This is a genomic window from Candidatus Enterococcus moelleringii (genome assembly GCF_017377575.1).
GTDB classification, from domain to species: domain Bacteria; phylum Bacillota; class Bacilli; order Lactobacillales; family Enterococcaceae; genus Enterococcus_A; species Enterococcus_A moelleringii.
In genome coordinates this window covers 131,488-144,993 of record NZ_JAFREM010000018.1, presented here as the reverse complement: position 1 = coordinate 144,993, position 13,506 = coordinate 131,488, and the positions used below count along the sequence as shown (strand labels likewise).

Below are 13,506 nucleotides of genomic sequence, written 5' to 3'. Positions count from 1 at the left end.
TGGAGGAATTCAACTTAGACAGCCTAGTTCAAAAATCTAAACCCGCTTAGTTTTTACTTAGTTCAAACCATGAATTTCCTGTTCTAATTCTTCTAAATACCTCATGACTTGGGTGAATTCAGGAGGTGTCTCAAAAAACATCGGAAACATATCTTGATAATCTTGCTGCAATTGTCCCACTAGCGATTCTTTGGGGATAAGTTTTATTTTTTTAGTTGTTGCATCTTCGTATTTAGCAGAATTATCCAGATAAAATTTCCTTTTAAACTCTACAACACGGTCTAATAGTGACAAATCTTCAAAGGCCTCTTCTTTGACTGAACTATGCCCTAACATATAAACATCGTAATAATGTCGGGAAATACGCCGTGCTGAATGATTATTGCGTCGATTCGCTTCCTTATGCAAAATAGTCAACTTCTCCCAAAAAGTTCGTTTTGCTTCAACGGTAGGAATATTTGTCATACTTTCTTGAAAAACATGAGGTATAGCTTCAGCAACATAGCTTTGGATTGGTTTTATTTCACTTGGTGTCCACGCAGCTAAGGGTCCTATCTCCAAACGAATTTCCGGTAAAATAGTAGCGAGTTCAAAGCTACGAGGATACTCGATAATTATTGTTTCTCTGTCTTCTTGTCTTAAATAAACTCGAAATTTATCCAAGCCAAGCCGTTCCAAGGTTTCAATAAAATCCGGCAACAAAAATTCTTCAATCCAAACACCCGCTTGTACATTGATCTTACGGTTGAATTTATCTTGTTGAGTATTGGATCGTTCTTGCCACACTTCATCGTCTGTTAACCCCAATAACCGCCAATCCATCACTACATCAATATCTTCCGAAAAGCGTTCGATAATACCATAAGACTTGGACAAACTAGTCCCACCCTTAAAAGCAAAATGATCGTGAAAACTGCTGTGGTGAAAAAGAAGGTCCAACATCAAAACAACATAAAAATCTTTTTCTACTATTGCTTCGCTTAACCCTAGCTTCTGACCTACTGCGACAAACGCATCTCTCCTTGTCCTTTCAGATTGTTTAGAAAACTCGATCATATAGTTTCCTCCATCTTTCTTATTTTTTCCCTGATCCACGCGCGAGAATAAACGACGTCTTTTTGGAGTTGTTTAAACTGCGCATCACTTAGTTTATATCTCACCTGCTGTAAAACTTGATCTGTCACACGCTCCTTTCCTAAAGCTTTAAACGCTTCGACCACTAAGGAAGAGTTGGGATTCAACAAGCTCTCTCTTTGCGTTACGTGCCTAAAAGTAATTTGTCTTCCATCTGCTAAATCAACGGTTTTACTAGGTCCGTCTGAAATAAAGTCATAGCTGTTAGGAACTTGGGTATCTAATCCCAGTTGATTCAAAGCCAAATCTTTTGCTGGAGCAATTGTCCACCGATTCTTCCGAGCAATTGCTTCAGCTATTTCCAATGGTGTTGCTGGAATTTCCAAATCCAAAAATTCATTATGATTAATTTTTTGGTAGATTCCATGATACACTCGTGTAATTGTTCCTTCTTTTGCCAGCTCGTGCAGCGTCTTACGAATCGCCTCATCGCTACCGGTACTAGTAAAGTCGTTAATGATAAACAGTTTTCCTTTTGGCGCTCGTTTGATTTTTGCTAGAATTTGTTCTTTCGTCGTTCTAGACATAATTACCACCTCTTTATAAATGAATATCCTATTATCCCTATAATATCAGCTTTAAATCGATAATCATAGTAACATTTTATATCTATTTTTCGTTACTGTCATGTAGGATACCTGAGGACGTTGTTTGCAGTAATTGCTCATCAATCAAATCGAGTAAAAGTGGTCTTACTATAAGTTACGCAAAAAGACGAAAAAATCTCGTTGTATCATAAAAAACGGTGACCACGACCTGCCACCGTTCCTTTGATATTTTTTTGCTTTTACTTTCAGCTAACTTCTCACTTATTCATACCTTAACGCCGTAATCGGGTCCAACCGCGCCGCGCGATTCGCCGGCAGTGTCCCCGCCAAAAAGGCAATCAGCATAATAATCAGAATAACTGCAGCCATACTTGGCAGCGAGAATTGAATCAGCTCAAATCCGGTCAGACCGTTCAAAAATGTATCAACTGCCACTTGATTGATGAAGTGACCAGCAGCTGCTGCACCGCCTATTCCCAGTAATCCTCCCCAAAAGCCAATCAGCAACGCTTCGACACTAAAGGTTAGGAACACTTTTCCGCCACTCATCCCCATCGCCTTCATCAAGCCGATTTCTCGGGTGCGATCTTGAACCGACATGTATAGGGTATTGACAATACCAAAGCTGGCTGCCAGCAGCGCAATTGCCGCGAACAAGGTTAGCACGCCGGTAATCGCATTGACGATTTGCCGGATCATGCCCATTTCATCCTCCACGGTTTGGGCGGCATAGCCCATGTCGCTTAGCTGTGATTTGATGGCAGTGACTTGTTTGGTCGACAAGTCTTTTTTCATTCTGGCGGTAAGGATGGCATAATGATGCTTCATGGATTCCGGCATCCCTGATTCGCTGATTTCCACCATGCGATTCGACAGCGCCGTGCTGATGATTGACTTTCCTTGTTGGGTCAGGCTGACATTGCGAACCCCGACAACTTTTGCTTTGATCAGCTCTTGCTCCCCGGTTGCTTGGATCGTAACGGCCAGCGTAACGATTTTGCCTAAAGCATCCTTAGGTGAAGAATAACCTAGACTTTTCACATATTCCGGTGCCAGGGCAATTTCGTAATCGGTGCTGTTCCCGGTTACTTCGCGGCCAGCTTCCAGATCGATTGTTACGTCGGATTTACTGACGGTAGAAACTAGGTATTTCTTATCCGTATCCCCTTGAATGTAATCCGGCGAGCTCTGTTGAAAAGGCTCAACTTTTTCGATATTGGCTAACTGCTTAATGTCCTGGATATCCTCGTCGGTCAAATAGCTTTCGGTACCATCTGCCCCATCCTCTGAAGAGTATTCTTTAGGTTTCGACTGAGAAATAGTCATGCCATTTGACAGGCTTTCCGACTTGATTGCCAGCAGTTCCTTACTTCCCGCTTCCCTAAGCTGCTGGTCAATGTAACTATTGACCCCACTATTCACACCACTGGTCAAAGAAATCGTGAAGGCGCCAATAAAGATGGCAATAATGGTCAAAATCGTTCGACCTTTATTGCGCCATAGGTTGGAGCTTGCTGATTGAATCACATCTAAAAATTTCATGCTAGTGCCTCCTTCATAATTAATCCGTCCTTGATGTGAATTTGGCGGTCACATCTTGCCGCCAGCTCTTCATCGTGAGTCACGACAATCAGCGTAATATTTTTTTCTTTATTCAAATTGAACAGCAGGTTTTCAATTCGTTCGCCGGTAGCTGTGTCCAAATTCCCGGTGGGCTCATCGGCAAAAATAATCTCCGGCTGATTGACTAAAGCCCGTGCAATACATACCCGCTGCTTTTGTCCCCCGGATAAATCATTGGCTTTGTTGTTGATTTTTTCCGCTAAGCCAACCGATGTTAGGGCCTCGATTGCCGCCTGCTTGCGTTCCTGTTTGCCTACCCCAGCTATTTTCAATGGCAGAATGACATTTTCTAAAACAGTATCTTTGGCGTTCATGAAAAATTGCTGGAAGACGAAGCCATAGGTTTGATTCCGCGTCGTGTTAAGCTCTTTACTGTTCATTTGGTTAGGATCTTTTCCTCCAACAAAAATATCTCCCGAAGTTGGCTGATCCAGCAGTGCTAAAATGTGCATCAAGGTCGACTTTCCTGAGCCGCTTTTGCCGATGATGGCCACCGACTCCCCTTTTTTAATGCTGAAGCTGACTCCCTTTAGTGCTTCAAATGCCGATTCTCCCGTGCCATATGTTTTTTTGATATTGGCAACTTCAATTGCTTTCATTTCGTTTCTCCTTCATTTCCACTATCGTTAACAGCGGTTGTTTTTAGTTCAAATGCTTCTTGTCAATAAATATACCGACCGCGGTATTTTTATTAAACAAAAAATATGCTTCTCTATTGAGAGAAAGCTAAGTCGTACGATCTAAACTTTTTATCATTGATAAACTTTTTTGTTGAACAATCTGTTGGCCAGAATGATGAACACGGCCGACAACCCTAGGCACCAATAGACTGCCTTTAGATAATTGCCTTCCACCGGCTGCGACAAAAGTAAGCGGCGAACAGCTTCCACCACCGGCGTTACCGGTTGATTTTCTGCAAATAGCTTGATTATCTTCGGGAAAGTATTGGTAGGCAAAAGGGCTGAGCTTAAATAACTGAATCCCAACACAAAGATGGTTAAGGAACCTACACCTTCTGGACCTTTAATTAACAGCCCATAGACTGCCGAAACCCACGTTATGGTAAAGCTGAACAACAGCAGTAAAGCGATCACCAACAGGCCGTTTACCAACGTTGTTTGCGGCCGGAAGCCGATGACCAAGGCAACTACCAGCATTAAAATCAAGGAAACGATCGTCCGAATCACCGATTCAATCACGTGACCGTTCAGAAACGAGGAAATGGAGATGGGCATGGAACGATACCGATCGACTATTCCTTTTTGCAAATCGGAGCTGATACTGGCTGCCACGGCTGTACTGCACTGAGCGGCACACATCAGGAAGGTTCCCGGAACGATATAATCCACATAGCGGACTTCAACCACTTGGCCCATCGCACCGCCTAAAACAAAAACAAACAGCAGCAGGTCCAAAATCGGCGTGACTAGATTATCGATTAGTCGATCCCGATTATTCAGTGATTTTAACAAATTCCTTTTGGTCATAGTCTTGGTTTCCAAGAACGATTTGGTAATAGTTGTCATTGTACTAGGCCCCTTTCTCGCCAATTAATTTGTAGAATACCTCTTCCAATGTCGGCTGCTTTTGCGTAAAGCTTGAAACTTGGATGTTTGTTTGGTCCAGCTGCTTAAATAATTGAGTAAGCTGATCAATTGTTCCATCCGTGATCACTGTCAGCGAAAGTTTTTCTAAATCTTCAGAAGGTTGGAGGCTAGCGAACAATTTCTTAGTGGCCAACAAATCTTGGTTGCTCTGGAAGGAAAATTCGATCACTCCCTGTGGCAGTACCTCTTTTAACTCCTCAACCGTTCCTTCACTCACAATCACACCTTCGTTTAAAATGGCCACTCGGTCAGCCAACGCTTCGGCTTCCTCCAAATATTGGGTGGTTAAGAAAATCGTCGTTCCAGCATCAGAAAGTGATTGAACCAGCTGCCACATTGCCGCCCGATTTTGCGGATCAAGTCCGGTGGTCGGCTCATCCAAAAAAATAATTTCCGGCTGACTCATCATACTCATGGCAATATCCAAACGCCGCCGCATCCCACCTGAATAGGATGCTACCGGTTTGTCGGCTGCCTCAGTCAAACGAAAGAGGGTTAACAATTCCTCCGATCTTTGACCAATATTCGGAAGATGATTCAGCTCCCCAATGATTTGCAGATTGCTGCGACCGGTTAACTGCTCATCTGTCGCCGCAAATTGACCGGTTAAAGAAAAGTGTTTTCTCGCTTCCCCAGCTTCTCTTTGAATATCGTAGTTGCAGATTCTTGCTTCTCCATTATCGGCTTTCATCAACGTTGTCAGTATCCGAATCAAGGTGGTTTTCCCGGCACCATTTGAGCCTAACAATGCAAAAATACTTCCCTTTTCCACCGCAAGATCCACACCCTTTAAGACAGCTTTGCCTTTGAAGGACTTCTCGATTCCCTTGGCATAAATCGCGTAACTTGTACTAATTTCTATCATCTCTTTCCCTTTTGTAAAATAAAAAGAGGGCGTCTGCTTGAACTAAAAACAGACTCCCTCTGTTCCTCCATTTTTTATAAAACATTATTCCTCAGTTTCAGTTCTAGCATCCTTCTGCAAAGTCATTTGTGCATAATAGTTAGTAATTATCTCTCTTAAGCGATCCAAATGGCTTTGCGGCGGATGGACACAATTTTCCCAGATTAAAAGCATGTTATCGATACGATTTTTCTGTTTCTTTTCATCTCCAATAGGCCAAACGGTATGATCGCTAATGTTCACTGCGACTAAAAGAATAATTTCTGCAGCTTCCTCTGGATAATCACAGGTATAAAATCCTGTTTCCACATACTGTTTGATAATCTCTGTCATCAAAGGCAGCGGCGCCTTGATCCGCTGATCCCTCATCTTGTAGCTGACAATGGAGCCGGTATCTGAACTGGCATACTGAAATAACCGATTGGTAAAATCATTGGTTGATTCACTGAACAATAAGTAAAGCAATCGATCTTCTTCAGGGACGTTCGGCAGCTCTCTACGAAATGAATCGATAATTTCACTAATCCCTTTATCAATCACCTCATCCAAAATCTCTTCTTTAGAAGAAAAGTAATGATACATCCCACCCTTGGTAAGACCGAATGCCTTCTGCAAATCACTGATTTTTGTCCGTTCATAGCCCTTTTCAAGAAAAATATCCAAGGCAATTTGGACGAGCTCGTCTTTTCTTGGAGCGAAGTTCTTTTGTGTACGTGCCATAAGACACCTCCTGTTTAATATACCGACCGCGGTATTTTTATTATGGCTGGTTGTTTTGCTCCTGTCAATGACTTATTTTAGAATTAATTGCTCTTACGGCATTAGCTTTCGCTTTTATTGCTATTTAAAGGGAGTGGAATGTTTATTAACCAAGCTTCTGCTGGATTTACACTGTTTTTTTCCTTTTTAGAAAAAGACCTGAATAGGCAGACTTATCTGCTGTTGTGCAGCTGGTTAAAACCCATTCGCAATATTTTTTGAAGCTGGACAATAGTAGGTGCAGCGTCTGCACTTCAAGCACTTATTTTCATCAGTAATCGGCGGTGCTGGCGAATAGGCCACTAAGTTTTCTTTGGTGGCAAAAAAGTGCCGAGTATATTGAGAAGCTGATTGGCCGGATTGAAACTCGCCTATCTTTCATTCAAAAACGTAAAACAATCCTCGATAAGCAAGCAGCAGTCTGATTGATTTCTAACGATCAATTTTCAACTAACCAGCGATCATGAACCAAACCGGGATCACACTCCACGGCATTAATCAACAATGTGCGGTTGTCAGTACTGGCATTTAGAAAATTCCGTATCTTTTAATGAACTGGAAACTGATTGACGCTCATACCGGTAAGGTTTGCCTTTTGCAACTTGGTCAACAGTTTCGTTTGGGAGATGGTTGCCTCGAAGCCAGTCATCCTCTCCTCATCGCCGACTACTTGATCCGCAGGCAGCAGGACCTTCCCTAAATAGTTTTTCAAGTTCTTGCGGCTGCCTTTTTTGTTTAGCTTTTTCTCCGTTTTTTGTGCTTGCTTTAGACACCAATTGCTTTTCACAATTTTTTTATTGATTAGCGCAGTTGTCTCCATCCGATCTTCCCCTTTCGCGATGATCTATTTTTTATATAAAATAGCTACCAGCATAACCAGCAGCCAGCTGAACAAGCAAATAAACTTTAGTGTTGTTGAATAAGAACAAATGACGGATAACAGTTGATTTTCCTTTGGGTAAGTACGGATCAAACGGAGGATGCCGGTGTTTTCCACGATATCGAAAAAGGCTCTTAGGATCGCTAAGATAAACAGTACACCATATAAAGCGGTGTTTTCCTTAACCAGCCTCTCCACCCCACGCAGCATCAAAAACAAAAAGCACAGGATAAAGATGTAATCAATCAGCAGATAGCGTTTATAAGCTTCTCGGCCTAAACTATTGAGGTTAGTGAGGGCGTGGTGAATTTCTGTTGGCTGATAGGAAAATTGCATATCAAACAACTGAAAATCCGGCCAATAGGCTTTAATCCCCTTCACCCCGATTGGTGTAAAGTGGGTAAGCCCTAAAATACCTAAAAAAAGTGCACCGGCTAGAATAGTGATAAATGTTAACATGTTTTCCTCCTGATTTTTATTGACGTTTGCTGCGGTGTTGCTTTACAATAAATGTATACTGTCGTTCTACTTTTTTCAGAAAGTATACCACTAGTATACTAATTTCGTCAATGGAGGTTACGATGGAAACGAAACGTGAACAGGAAAAGAAGCGGAAGGAACGGTTTATTATTGAGAAGAGTCGCGAGTTGTTCACCACTCAGGGATTTGAGCAGACCTCAATGAACGAGATTGTCACCCGTACTAGCTTCACTAAGCGAACCCTTTACAAATATTTTACCAATAAAGAAGATTTATACTTCGGCGTGATCTTAGATTCCTATCGAAATTTGTGGGAAAAGATTGTCTCAAAAATTGATCAAGGAAACACGGCAATTGAAAAACTAGAACTGGCAGTAGTTTCCTTTCAAGAATTTTACAAAAAGGAACCCACCCTGCTGAAGTTAATGAGCTTAACCAATCAAGTGAATTCAGAAACCGAAACGCCTTATAAAAAAAAGTTCTATGAATTCAACAACGAAATGTTTGAGGCACTGGGAAAGATTTTTTCACTGGGCTTAGTAGACAAAACGATTCGCGAAGATATCGATCTTAAATACACGATGAGTTCTTTCGTATTTACGATCACTTCGTTCTTCAACATGCTGTCCTTGTCTGGTAACTCTTTTCTCTCATATATGGAGATAGACGAAGATGAATTTATTTCTTATAATCTGCAGCAATTTCTAGCAATGGTGAAAGCCTAAAGACACCGCCACTTCCTACAAATAAGCCGCTAAAGCTGGTAAAAAGCTTTGGCGGCTTATTTTCATTATGGGTTGAATTTTCCGAAATAATCCAACTTAAGTCTGATTCCTTCTATATAAAAACCATGATAAACTATACTAGTAATTATAAGTACTATATTTCTAATTACTTAGCGAATTCCTAGTACTTGTTTAAAAGCGATAAAATACCTTTTAGGAGAGAAAAAATGAAAAAGAACATTGGAAGTTATTTAGGAATTACCTTTTTAGTGTCGTGGGTTTGTTGGTTGATTGTGGCTTATTTGACTCATTTTACTGGCGTAGCTTTATTTTCGCCAATCGCCCTGCCCCTTTACAGTCTCGGAGCAGCCGGCCCCATGATTGGCGCCTGCATCGTCAAAAAAAGAACAGTAAGTAAGCGTAGCTTTAGTGAATTCATCAAGAACATTTTTAATTTGAAGCAGCCGATCCAAGGGTATGTGGTTGTCGCTATTTTAGCCTGGAGCTTTTGTTTTATTCCGGTTTTACTAGGAATGACACAGCAACAAGCTCCGCTTTATACTGCCCTGTTCCAGCTGCCGATCATGATTTTCTTTGGCGGCGGGTTGGAAGAAGTTGGCTGGCGGGGGTATTTGCTGCCGCAATTGCAGAACAGATATTCTAGTTTTGTTTCAACTTGTATTTTGGCGATGATCTGGTCGATTTGGCACTTGCCTTTGTGGTTAGTGAAAGGTTCGGGCCAAGACACGTCGTCCTTCATGGGATATGTACTATTAGTGTTCAGTTTTGCTTTTCTATTAACCTTTCTTTGGAATAGATACGAGAGCATTGCGTTGTGTATTCTTCTCCATGCTGGATTTAATTCCTTCACCGATGTTTATCCGCCTAGATATGACAGCTTTGGGCTTTTAATTTTGTTGTTTATCCTCTGTTTTGCTTTCTTTGTGTTAACGGAATACTTTTCTAAGAAAGATGCGATGAAAAAGCGGATTGAATCTTAAAAAAAGTAGTCAGCAAAAACTCCGATGAACTAACGAATTCATCGGAGTTTTGGGATTTCCATGCCCTGCCTACTTCTTAGTTTTATTAATCGTCCGCAAGGCTTTTTTGATAATATACTTCGTTTCCTTCGTATCACTTTCTGCATCCCAGCGATCACAAAGCTGCATTACCCATTCCGGTTGCGTTTTGCTGGCGTCATTTAACCAGTTGCCCACACTGTCTCTGACATACTTGCTGGCATCGGACTTTAGCGGTTCAATGATTGAAAGAGCTAAGGCCGGATTTTCCTTCAAAGGTTCGATCTGCTTGCACCAAACACCTCTGGGACGGGTCACTTCACTAGCAAAACGCCGGATATTCTCGTCATCCGATCGCGACCACTCGGCCAATAATACCAACGCTTCCTCCAGGTTTTCAATCACTTTCGGTCTGACAGCAGTCCAAGCCTCTTCCCGGACATTGAAATGATGATCCTGAGCAAAGGGCTTGATTTCTTCCAGCATTTTTGCAAGACTCAGCTGGCGATTTCCCCCAATAATGAAGGTTCCCCAGCTACGAACAAGGTCAGATGGCTGCTGTGCAATAATTGGCAAAAGTTCGCGATCCTCGCATTGAGTGATTTGCTGTAGAAGCCCTTCTCCAATCGCCTCACTCACCTTGTTAGAGGTTTGTTTTTCCAGCTGTTCAATGACTGCGATTACTGGTGCGTAATAATTTTCGCGATTCTGCTGTACTAGCAAATGTCTCAGCAATCCTCTGCGATCAATCGCAAACCATTCCACTACGTTAGCCGTTTCTAGTTCCCCCTTGTTCAGTTGCTGCAAGATCTCTTCAGGGATTTCCTTGGTAGTACGTGCACCCTTGCGTTTAGCTCCACTCATAGCTGTCCTCCATTTTTTACTTACCTATTTTATTCCTGCGTCTCGTTGATTATATCATCTACTATCGCTGAAAATTTTCCTGATTCTTCAAACAATGGATTGTGTCCTGATTTTTCAAAGGTATAGAAGTTTTTCAGAGGCGTCTCAAGCTCGTCGAAATAGTCCTTTGCTAACGCATAGGGTGTTTGATCATCATAAATTCCTTGCAGAAAATAGACGGGAATCGCCAGTTTAGGAACCTCTTCAGCCAAATCCCGTTGGGTGAACTCCATAAACAAGCCTTGCGATTTCCCGCTAATCATACTGCCACGGATGTAATAAAACTTTTCCGGAAGGGTGTATTCTTTGCAGGTGAGGAGCTGCAAAAAATCCTCTTTAAGCGTCGTAGTTTCCACCACCTCAGGAATGAGCGCCAGCTCTGTACGTACTTTTTCTTTGGTGATAAAGTATGAATCGCTTACCTGATTGTCTGTGTATACAGAAGAACGTTTCAGGTCCTCGATAAGATCATTCCGTCTGGCTTCATCGGCCGCCTCGATCATGGAATCGATCATCAGCCTTTCCCCTTCGATCGCATGTTTCATCTGACCGGTGCCGATATAAGCTTGGTACAGATCTGGCTGCTGAGCCGCAGCTTGCATACCTAAAAAAGTTCCCCACGAATGGCCCATTAGGTAGATTTTCTCTTGTCCGAAGCGTTCCCTTAAATAATTGGTCACCTCGATGGTATCAGCAATCAGTTGATCCACCGTTATATCTTCCGGATCAGCCTTAGCATACGACTTCCCGGCCCCACGCTGTTCCCAGTAGCAAACAGTAAAATTCTTTTCAAGGTTCAAGGTACTATTCTTGGATGGAACATATTCAGTCGTACCTGGCCCGCCATGCAAAAACAGCAGCACCGGATTCTGGTCGCTTTCCCCACGAATAATCATCCCCTGCTCCATTCCGCCAATCATCTGATAGCTGATTTCGGAAACACTATTTGGTAACGCTTGACCATCTTCTGTTTCAAAAGGATCGATTTTCCCAGGGCTCATTATAAATAGAGCAAGCAGCAGGAGTAAAATTAATCCGACAATAACTTGCAGCACGCGCCGCAATATTTTCCTTTTCTTCAATTCGCTGGTTTTTCTTTGATGGAACAAATTATCTTCCTTCCTCATTTGGCAGCGTAAAATAATTCCCCAAAAAGGAAAACAGGATGCCTAAGAACAGACAAGGAAACGCGCTGGTGACCACACTAAACCACAGCGGTTCACTTTCCACGATAATATTGGTCAAAAAGCCGCCAACGATCCCTAATAAAAAGAGGATCGACAAGGAATAGTACACGCTCCATTTCATGCGCAAATGCACGATCATCACCAACCAAATCAGCGCCAGCCAAACCAAACTTACCGGCAAAGCGACTGGCAGGAAGAATGATACTCGGATGTAATTTGACCAAAGCAGCACACGATCCAATAAGCTTAAAAAGCCTATCAGCAAAATACTGCTGCCACCAACTAAAACTACCGGTGACCAGTTATTTCTTTTTCCAAAAAGGAACGCCAACACATCCAGGCTCACCAACGAAAGCAGGACAATCACTGACCACGTCAGCCTGTGACTCAAAATAAAATCTACCAGCAAGCAAATTAAAATACTTACTCCCGTAACACTATAAAAAAGCGGTCCCCATAATTTTCGGTTCATTGTTTTTTGAATTCCCTTCACAACATTTTGATCTTCCTTTAATAAGATATCCAGCGAGATTTGATACAGATCACTTAAAGCAATCACTGTTTCTAAGTCCGGATAATTTTTATCCCGCTCCCAATTGGATATCGCTTGCCGGGAAACAAACAGCTGCTCTGCGACCTCGCCTTGTGTCAGGTTCAGTTCCTTGCGCCGCTCCTGAAGTTTTTTCCCAATCGTCATCTCCCATTCCTCCTTGTCTCCACCCTAGCAAAATGTCGTCAAAAAGCCTATCAAGTATCTCTTGCATCCTTGATATGACAGGGTTTGTCATTTTCTTATTCTAATGATACCAAAAAACTGCCTTGCCTGCGGATACTTTTTTGCTCTCCATTCACTTTGGAAAAGAGAGCGGTTGAAAGGAAATCCGCCGCAAGTCTGATGTGGAATCTGTCTGGAGAGTGCTAGGTGATTTAAATGAAGGAGATACTTCCTGACGTGGTTAATTAATGAAGAATCGTGATCCTTCGAAATTAAAAAAAATCAGCATTTTTTCCTTCTTAATGAAAGTCATAAATGCCGATTTTTTTGTTTATGATTGTGTAGGATTTGATTGTTGTCAAAAGTTGTTTGGGCTAATCAGATGAAGAATATTTTTCAATAGCCTTAATCTTCTGGACTTCTTTTTCAATAGCAAAAAGTTCTTTTACTAGATGATGGACAGTTGTACAAGGATTTCTTTTTGAAGGAGGTTCATTTTCAAAGTTTTCTTCTAATCTACATCCATTTCGGATTGCAGTTTCTTTTCTTGCAAGAAGAATATCAAACATAGATAAATTGTTTTTATCGTACTTTTCTAACCCATTTTTTTCTAAGTGAACTGTCAGTTTTTCCTTATACTGCTCTCTAGTAATCCCCGATTGAAGCAGTTCAAAATGCAGCAAGTACCACAATTCAAAAAAATCATTGGATCAAGCAGCTTTGTATCCTTTGGCTTCTGCTTGCTGGATCGAATTGTCAAAATAATCTAAAGGAATATCATCTTTGTCAAAAACGATCCAAACATTTTCAAAAAGTCTAGGATTAGTTCGGATATATTCTTCTACATCCTGAATCAATCTGAAATTACTGGTTCCTATTCCTTCAACAGTCATATTTGGCACTTCAATTCTTCCAGCATAATCGCCATACTCTTGGATTAAGTGCTTCGCAATCTCTTGAAAATAGAGAACTTCTGTTTTCGTTCCTTCAGTGCCGATAAAGTAACTGGCAGGTTCGACCAT

14 protein-coding genes and 1 pseudogene are annotated in these 13,506 nt (G+C 41.7%); 2 read left to right on the top strand and 13 right to left on the bottom strand.

Annotation, left to right across the window (positions count from 1 at the left end):
- Positions 1-57: 57 nt before the first annotated feature.
- From JZO70_RS11850 to JZO70_RS11810, 9 genes are all read right to left on the bottom strand, one after another.
- Complete coding sequence (locus JZO70_RS11850) at positions 58-1,056, bottom strand: nucleotidyl transferase AbiEii/AbiGii toxin family protein (RefSeq protein WP_207673781.1); 999 nt, start codon at positions 1,054-1,056, stop codon at positions 58-60.
- Positions 1,053-1,661 (bottom strand): DUF6088 family protein, encoded by a 609-nt coding sequence (locus JZO70_RS11845; protein ID WP_207673780.1) that lies wholly within the window; start codon positions 1,659-1,661, stop codon positions 1,053-1,055. Before JZO70_RS11845 ends, JZO70_RS11850 begins: the two co-directional genes overlap by 4 nt.
- Before the next feature lie 282 nt (positions 1,662-1,943).
- Positions 1,944-3,224: an ABC transporter permease gene (locus JZO70_RS11840; RefSeq protein WP_207673779.1), complete on the bottom strand. Its 1,281-nt coding sequence runs from the start codon at positions 3,222-3,224 to the stop codon at positions 1,944-1,946.
- A complete protein-coding gene (locus JZO70_RS11835; protein WP_207673778.1) occupies positions 3,221-3,904 on the bottom strand; it encodes an ABC transporter ATP-binding protein in 684 nt (227 codons plus the stop codon). The genes JZO70_RS11840 and JZO70_RS11835 overlap by 4 nt, the downstream gene beginning before the upstream one ends.
- A 153-nt stretch (positions 3,905-4,057) precedes the next feature.
- Positions 4,058-4,831: an ABC transporter permease gene (locus tag JZO70_RS11830; protein WP_207673777.1), complete on the bottom strand. Its 774-nt coding sequence runs from the start codon at positions 4,829-4,831 to the stop codon at positions 4,058-4,060.
- A 4-nt stretch (positions 4,832-4,835) separates the two neighbouring features.
- Positions 4,836-5,777, bottom strand: coding sequence for an ATP-binding cassette domain-containing protein (locus JZO70_RS11825; protein ID WP_207673776.1), 942 nt, complete (start codon positions 5,775-5,777; stop codon positions 4,836-4,838).
- 84 nt (positions 5,778-5,861) lie between these two features.
- Complete coding sequence (locus tag JZO70_RS11820; RefSeq protein ID WP_207673775.1) at positions 5,862-6,536, bottom strand: TetR/AcrR family transcriptional regulator; 675 nt, start codon at positions 6,534-6,536, stop codon at positions 5,862-5,864.
- A gap of 586 nt (positions 6,537-7,122) precedes the next feature.
- Positions 7,123-7,395 (bottom strand): hypothetical protein, encoded by a 273-nt coding sequence (locus tag JZO70_RS11815; protein ID WP_207673774.1) that lies wholly within the window; start codon positions 7,393-7,395, stop codon positions 7,123-7,125.
- Positions 7,396-7,419: 24 nt separating this feature from the next.
- Complete coding sequence (locus tag JZO70_RS11810) at positions 7,420-7,914, bottom strand: hypothetical protein (protein ID WP_207673773.1); 495 nt, start codon at positions 7,912-7,914, stop codon at positions 7,420-7,422.
- Positions 7,915-8,036: 122 nt separating this feature from the next.
- On the opposite strand from JZO70_RS11810, the gene JZO70_RS11805 reads away from it, so the two are divergent.
- Complete coding sequence (locus JZO70_RS11805; RefSeq protein ID WP_207673772.1) at positions 8,037-8,660, top strand: TetR/AcrR family transcriptional regulator; 624 nt, start codon at positions 8,037-8,039, stop codon at positions 8,658-8,660.
- 227 nt (positions 8,661-8,887) lie between these two features.
- The gene (locus tag JZO70_RS11800) at positions 8,888-9,661 is read left to right on the top strand and encodes a CPBP family intramembrane glutamic endopeptidase (protein WP_207673771.1); all 774 of its coding nucleotides are present in this window, start codon (positions 8,888-8,890) and stop codon (positions 9,659-9,661) included.
- Positions 9,662-9,730: 69 nt separating this feature from the next.
- Here the strand turns inward: JZO70_RS11800 and JZO70_RS11795 are convergent, their stop codons facing one another.
- From JZO70_RS11795 to JZO70_RS11780, 4 genes and pseudogenes are all read right to left on the bottom strand, one after another.
- Positions 9,731-10,543, bottom strand: coding sequence for a DNA alkylation repair protein (locus JZO70_RS11795; RefSeq protein WP_207673770.1), 813 nt, complete (start codon positions 10,541-10,543; stop codon positions 9,731-9,733).
- A gap of 29 nt (positions 10,544-10,572) precedes the next feature.
- Positions 10,573-11,691 carry an alpha/beta fold hydrolase gene (locus JZO70_RS11790; RefSeq protein ID WP_207673769.1) on the bottom strand — a complete coding sequence of 373 codons (1,119 nt, stop codon included), beginning with the start codon at positions 11,689-11,691 and terminating at the stop codon, positions 10,573-10,575.
- A 1-nt stretch (position 11,692) separates the two neighbouring features.
- A complete protein-coding gene (locus JZO70_RS11785; protein WP_207673768.1) occupies positions 11,693-12,466 on the bottom strand; it encodes a helix-turn-helix domain-containing protein in 774 nt (257 codons plus the stop codon).
- 392 nt (positions 12,467-12,858) lie between these two features.
- A pseudogene (locus tag JZO70_RS11780) lies at positions 12,859-13,506 on the bottom strand (RloB family protein).

What these genes read in the sequence shown, in the direction of transcription:
- JZO70_RS11825 (WP_207673776.1), bottom strand. Translation starts at nt 5,777, where the DNA reads ATGATAGAAATTAGTACAAGTTACGCGATTTATGCCAAGGGAATCGAG.
- JZO70_RS11830 (WP_207673777.1), bottom strand. Translation starts at nt 4,831, where the DNA reads ATGACAACTATTACCAAATCGTTCTTGGAAACCAAGACTATGACCAAA.
- JZO70_RS11840 (WP_207673779.1), bottom strand. Translation starts at nt 3,224, where the DNA reads ATGAAATTTTTAGATGTGATTCAATCAGCAAGCTCCAACCTATGGCGC.
- JZO70_RS11850 (WP_207673781.1), bottom strand. Translation starts at nt 1,056, where the DNA reads ATGATCGAGTTTTCTAAACAATCTGAAAGGACAAGGAGAGATGCGTTT.
- JZO70_RS11785 (WP_207673768.1), bottom strand. Translation starts at nt 12,466, where the DNA reads ATGACGATTGGGAAAAAACTTCAGGAGCGGCGCAAGGAACTGAACCTG.
- JZO70_RS11800 (WP_207673771.1), top strand. Translation starts at nt 8,888, where the DNA reads ATGAAAAAGAACATTGGAAGTTATTTAGGAATTACCTTTTTAGTGTCG.
- JZO70_RS11815 (WP_207673774.1), bottom strand. Translation starts at nt 7,395, where the DNA reads ATGGAGACAACTGCGCTAATCAATAAAAAAATTGTGAAAAGCAATTGG.
- JZO70_RS11795 (WP_207673770.1), bottom strand. Translation starts at nt 10,543, where the DNA reads ATGAGTGGAGCTAAACGCAAGGGTGCACGTACTACCAAGGAAATCCCT.
- JZO70_RS11810 (WP_207673773.1), bottom strand. Translation starts at nt 7,914, where the DNA reads ATGTTAACATTTATCACTATTCTAGCCGGTGCACTTTTTTTAGGTATT.
- JZO70_RS11805 (WP_207673772.1), top strand. Translation starts at nt 8,037, where the DNA reads ATGGAAACGAAACGTGAACAGGAAAAGAAGCGGAAGGAACGGTTTATT.
- JZO70_RS11835 (WP_207673778.1), bottom strand. Translation starts at nt 3,904, where the DNA reads ATGAAAGCAATTGAAGTTGCCAATATCAAAAAAACATATGGCACGGGA.
- JZO70_RS11820 (WP_207673775.1), bottom strand. Translation starts at nt 6,536, where the DNA reads ATGGCACGTACACAAAAGAACTTCGCTCCAAGAAAAGACGAGCTCGTC.
- JZO70_RS11845 (WP_207673780.1), bottom strand. Translation starts at nt 1,661, where the DNA reads ATGTCTAGAACGACGAAAGAACAAATTCTAGCAAAAATCAAACGAGCG.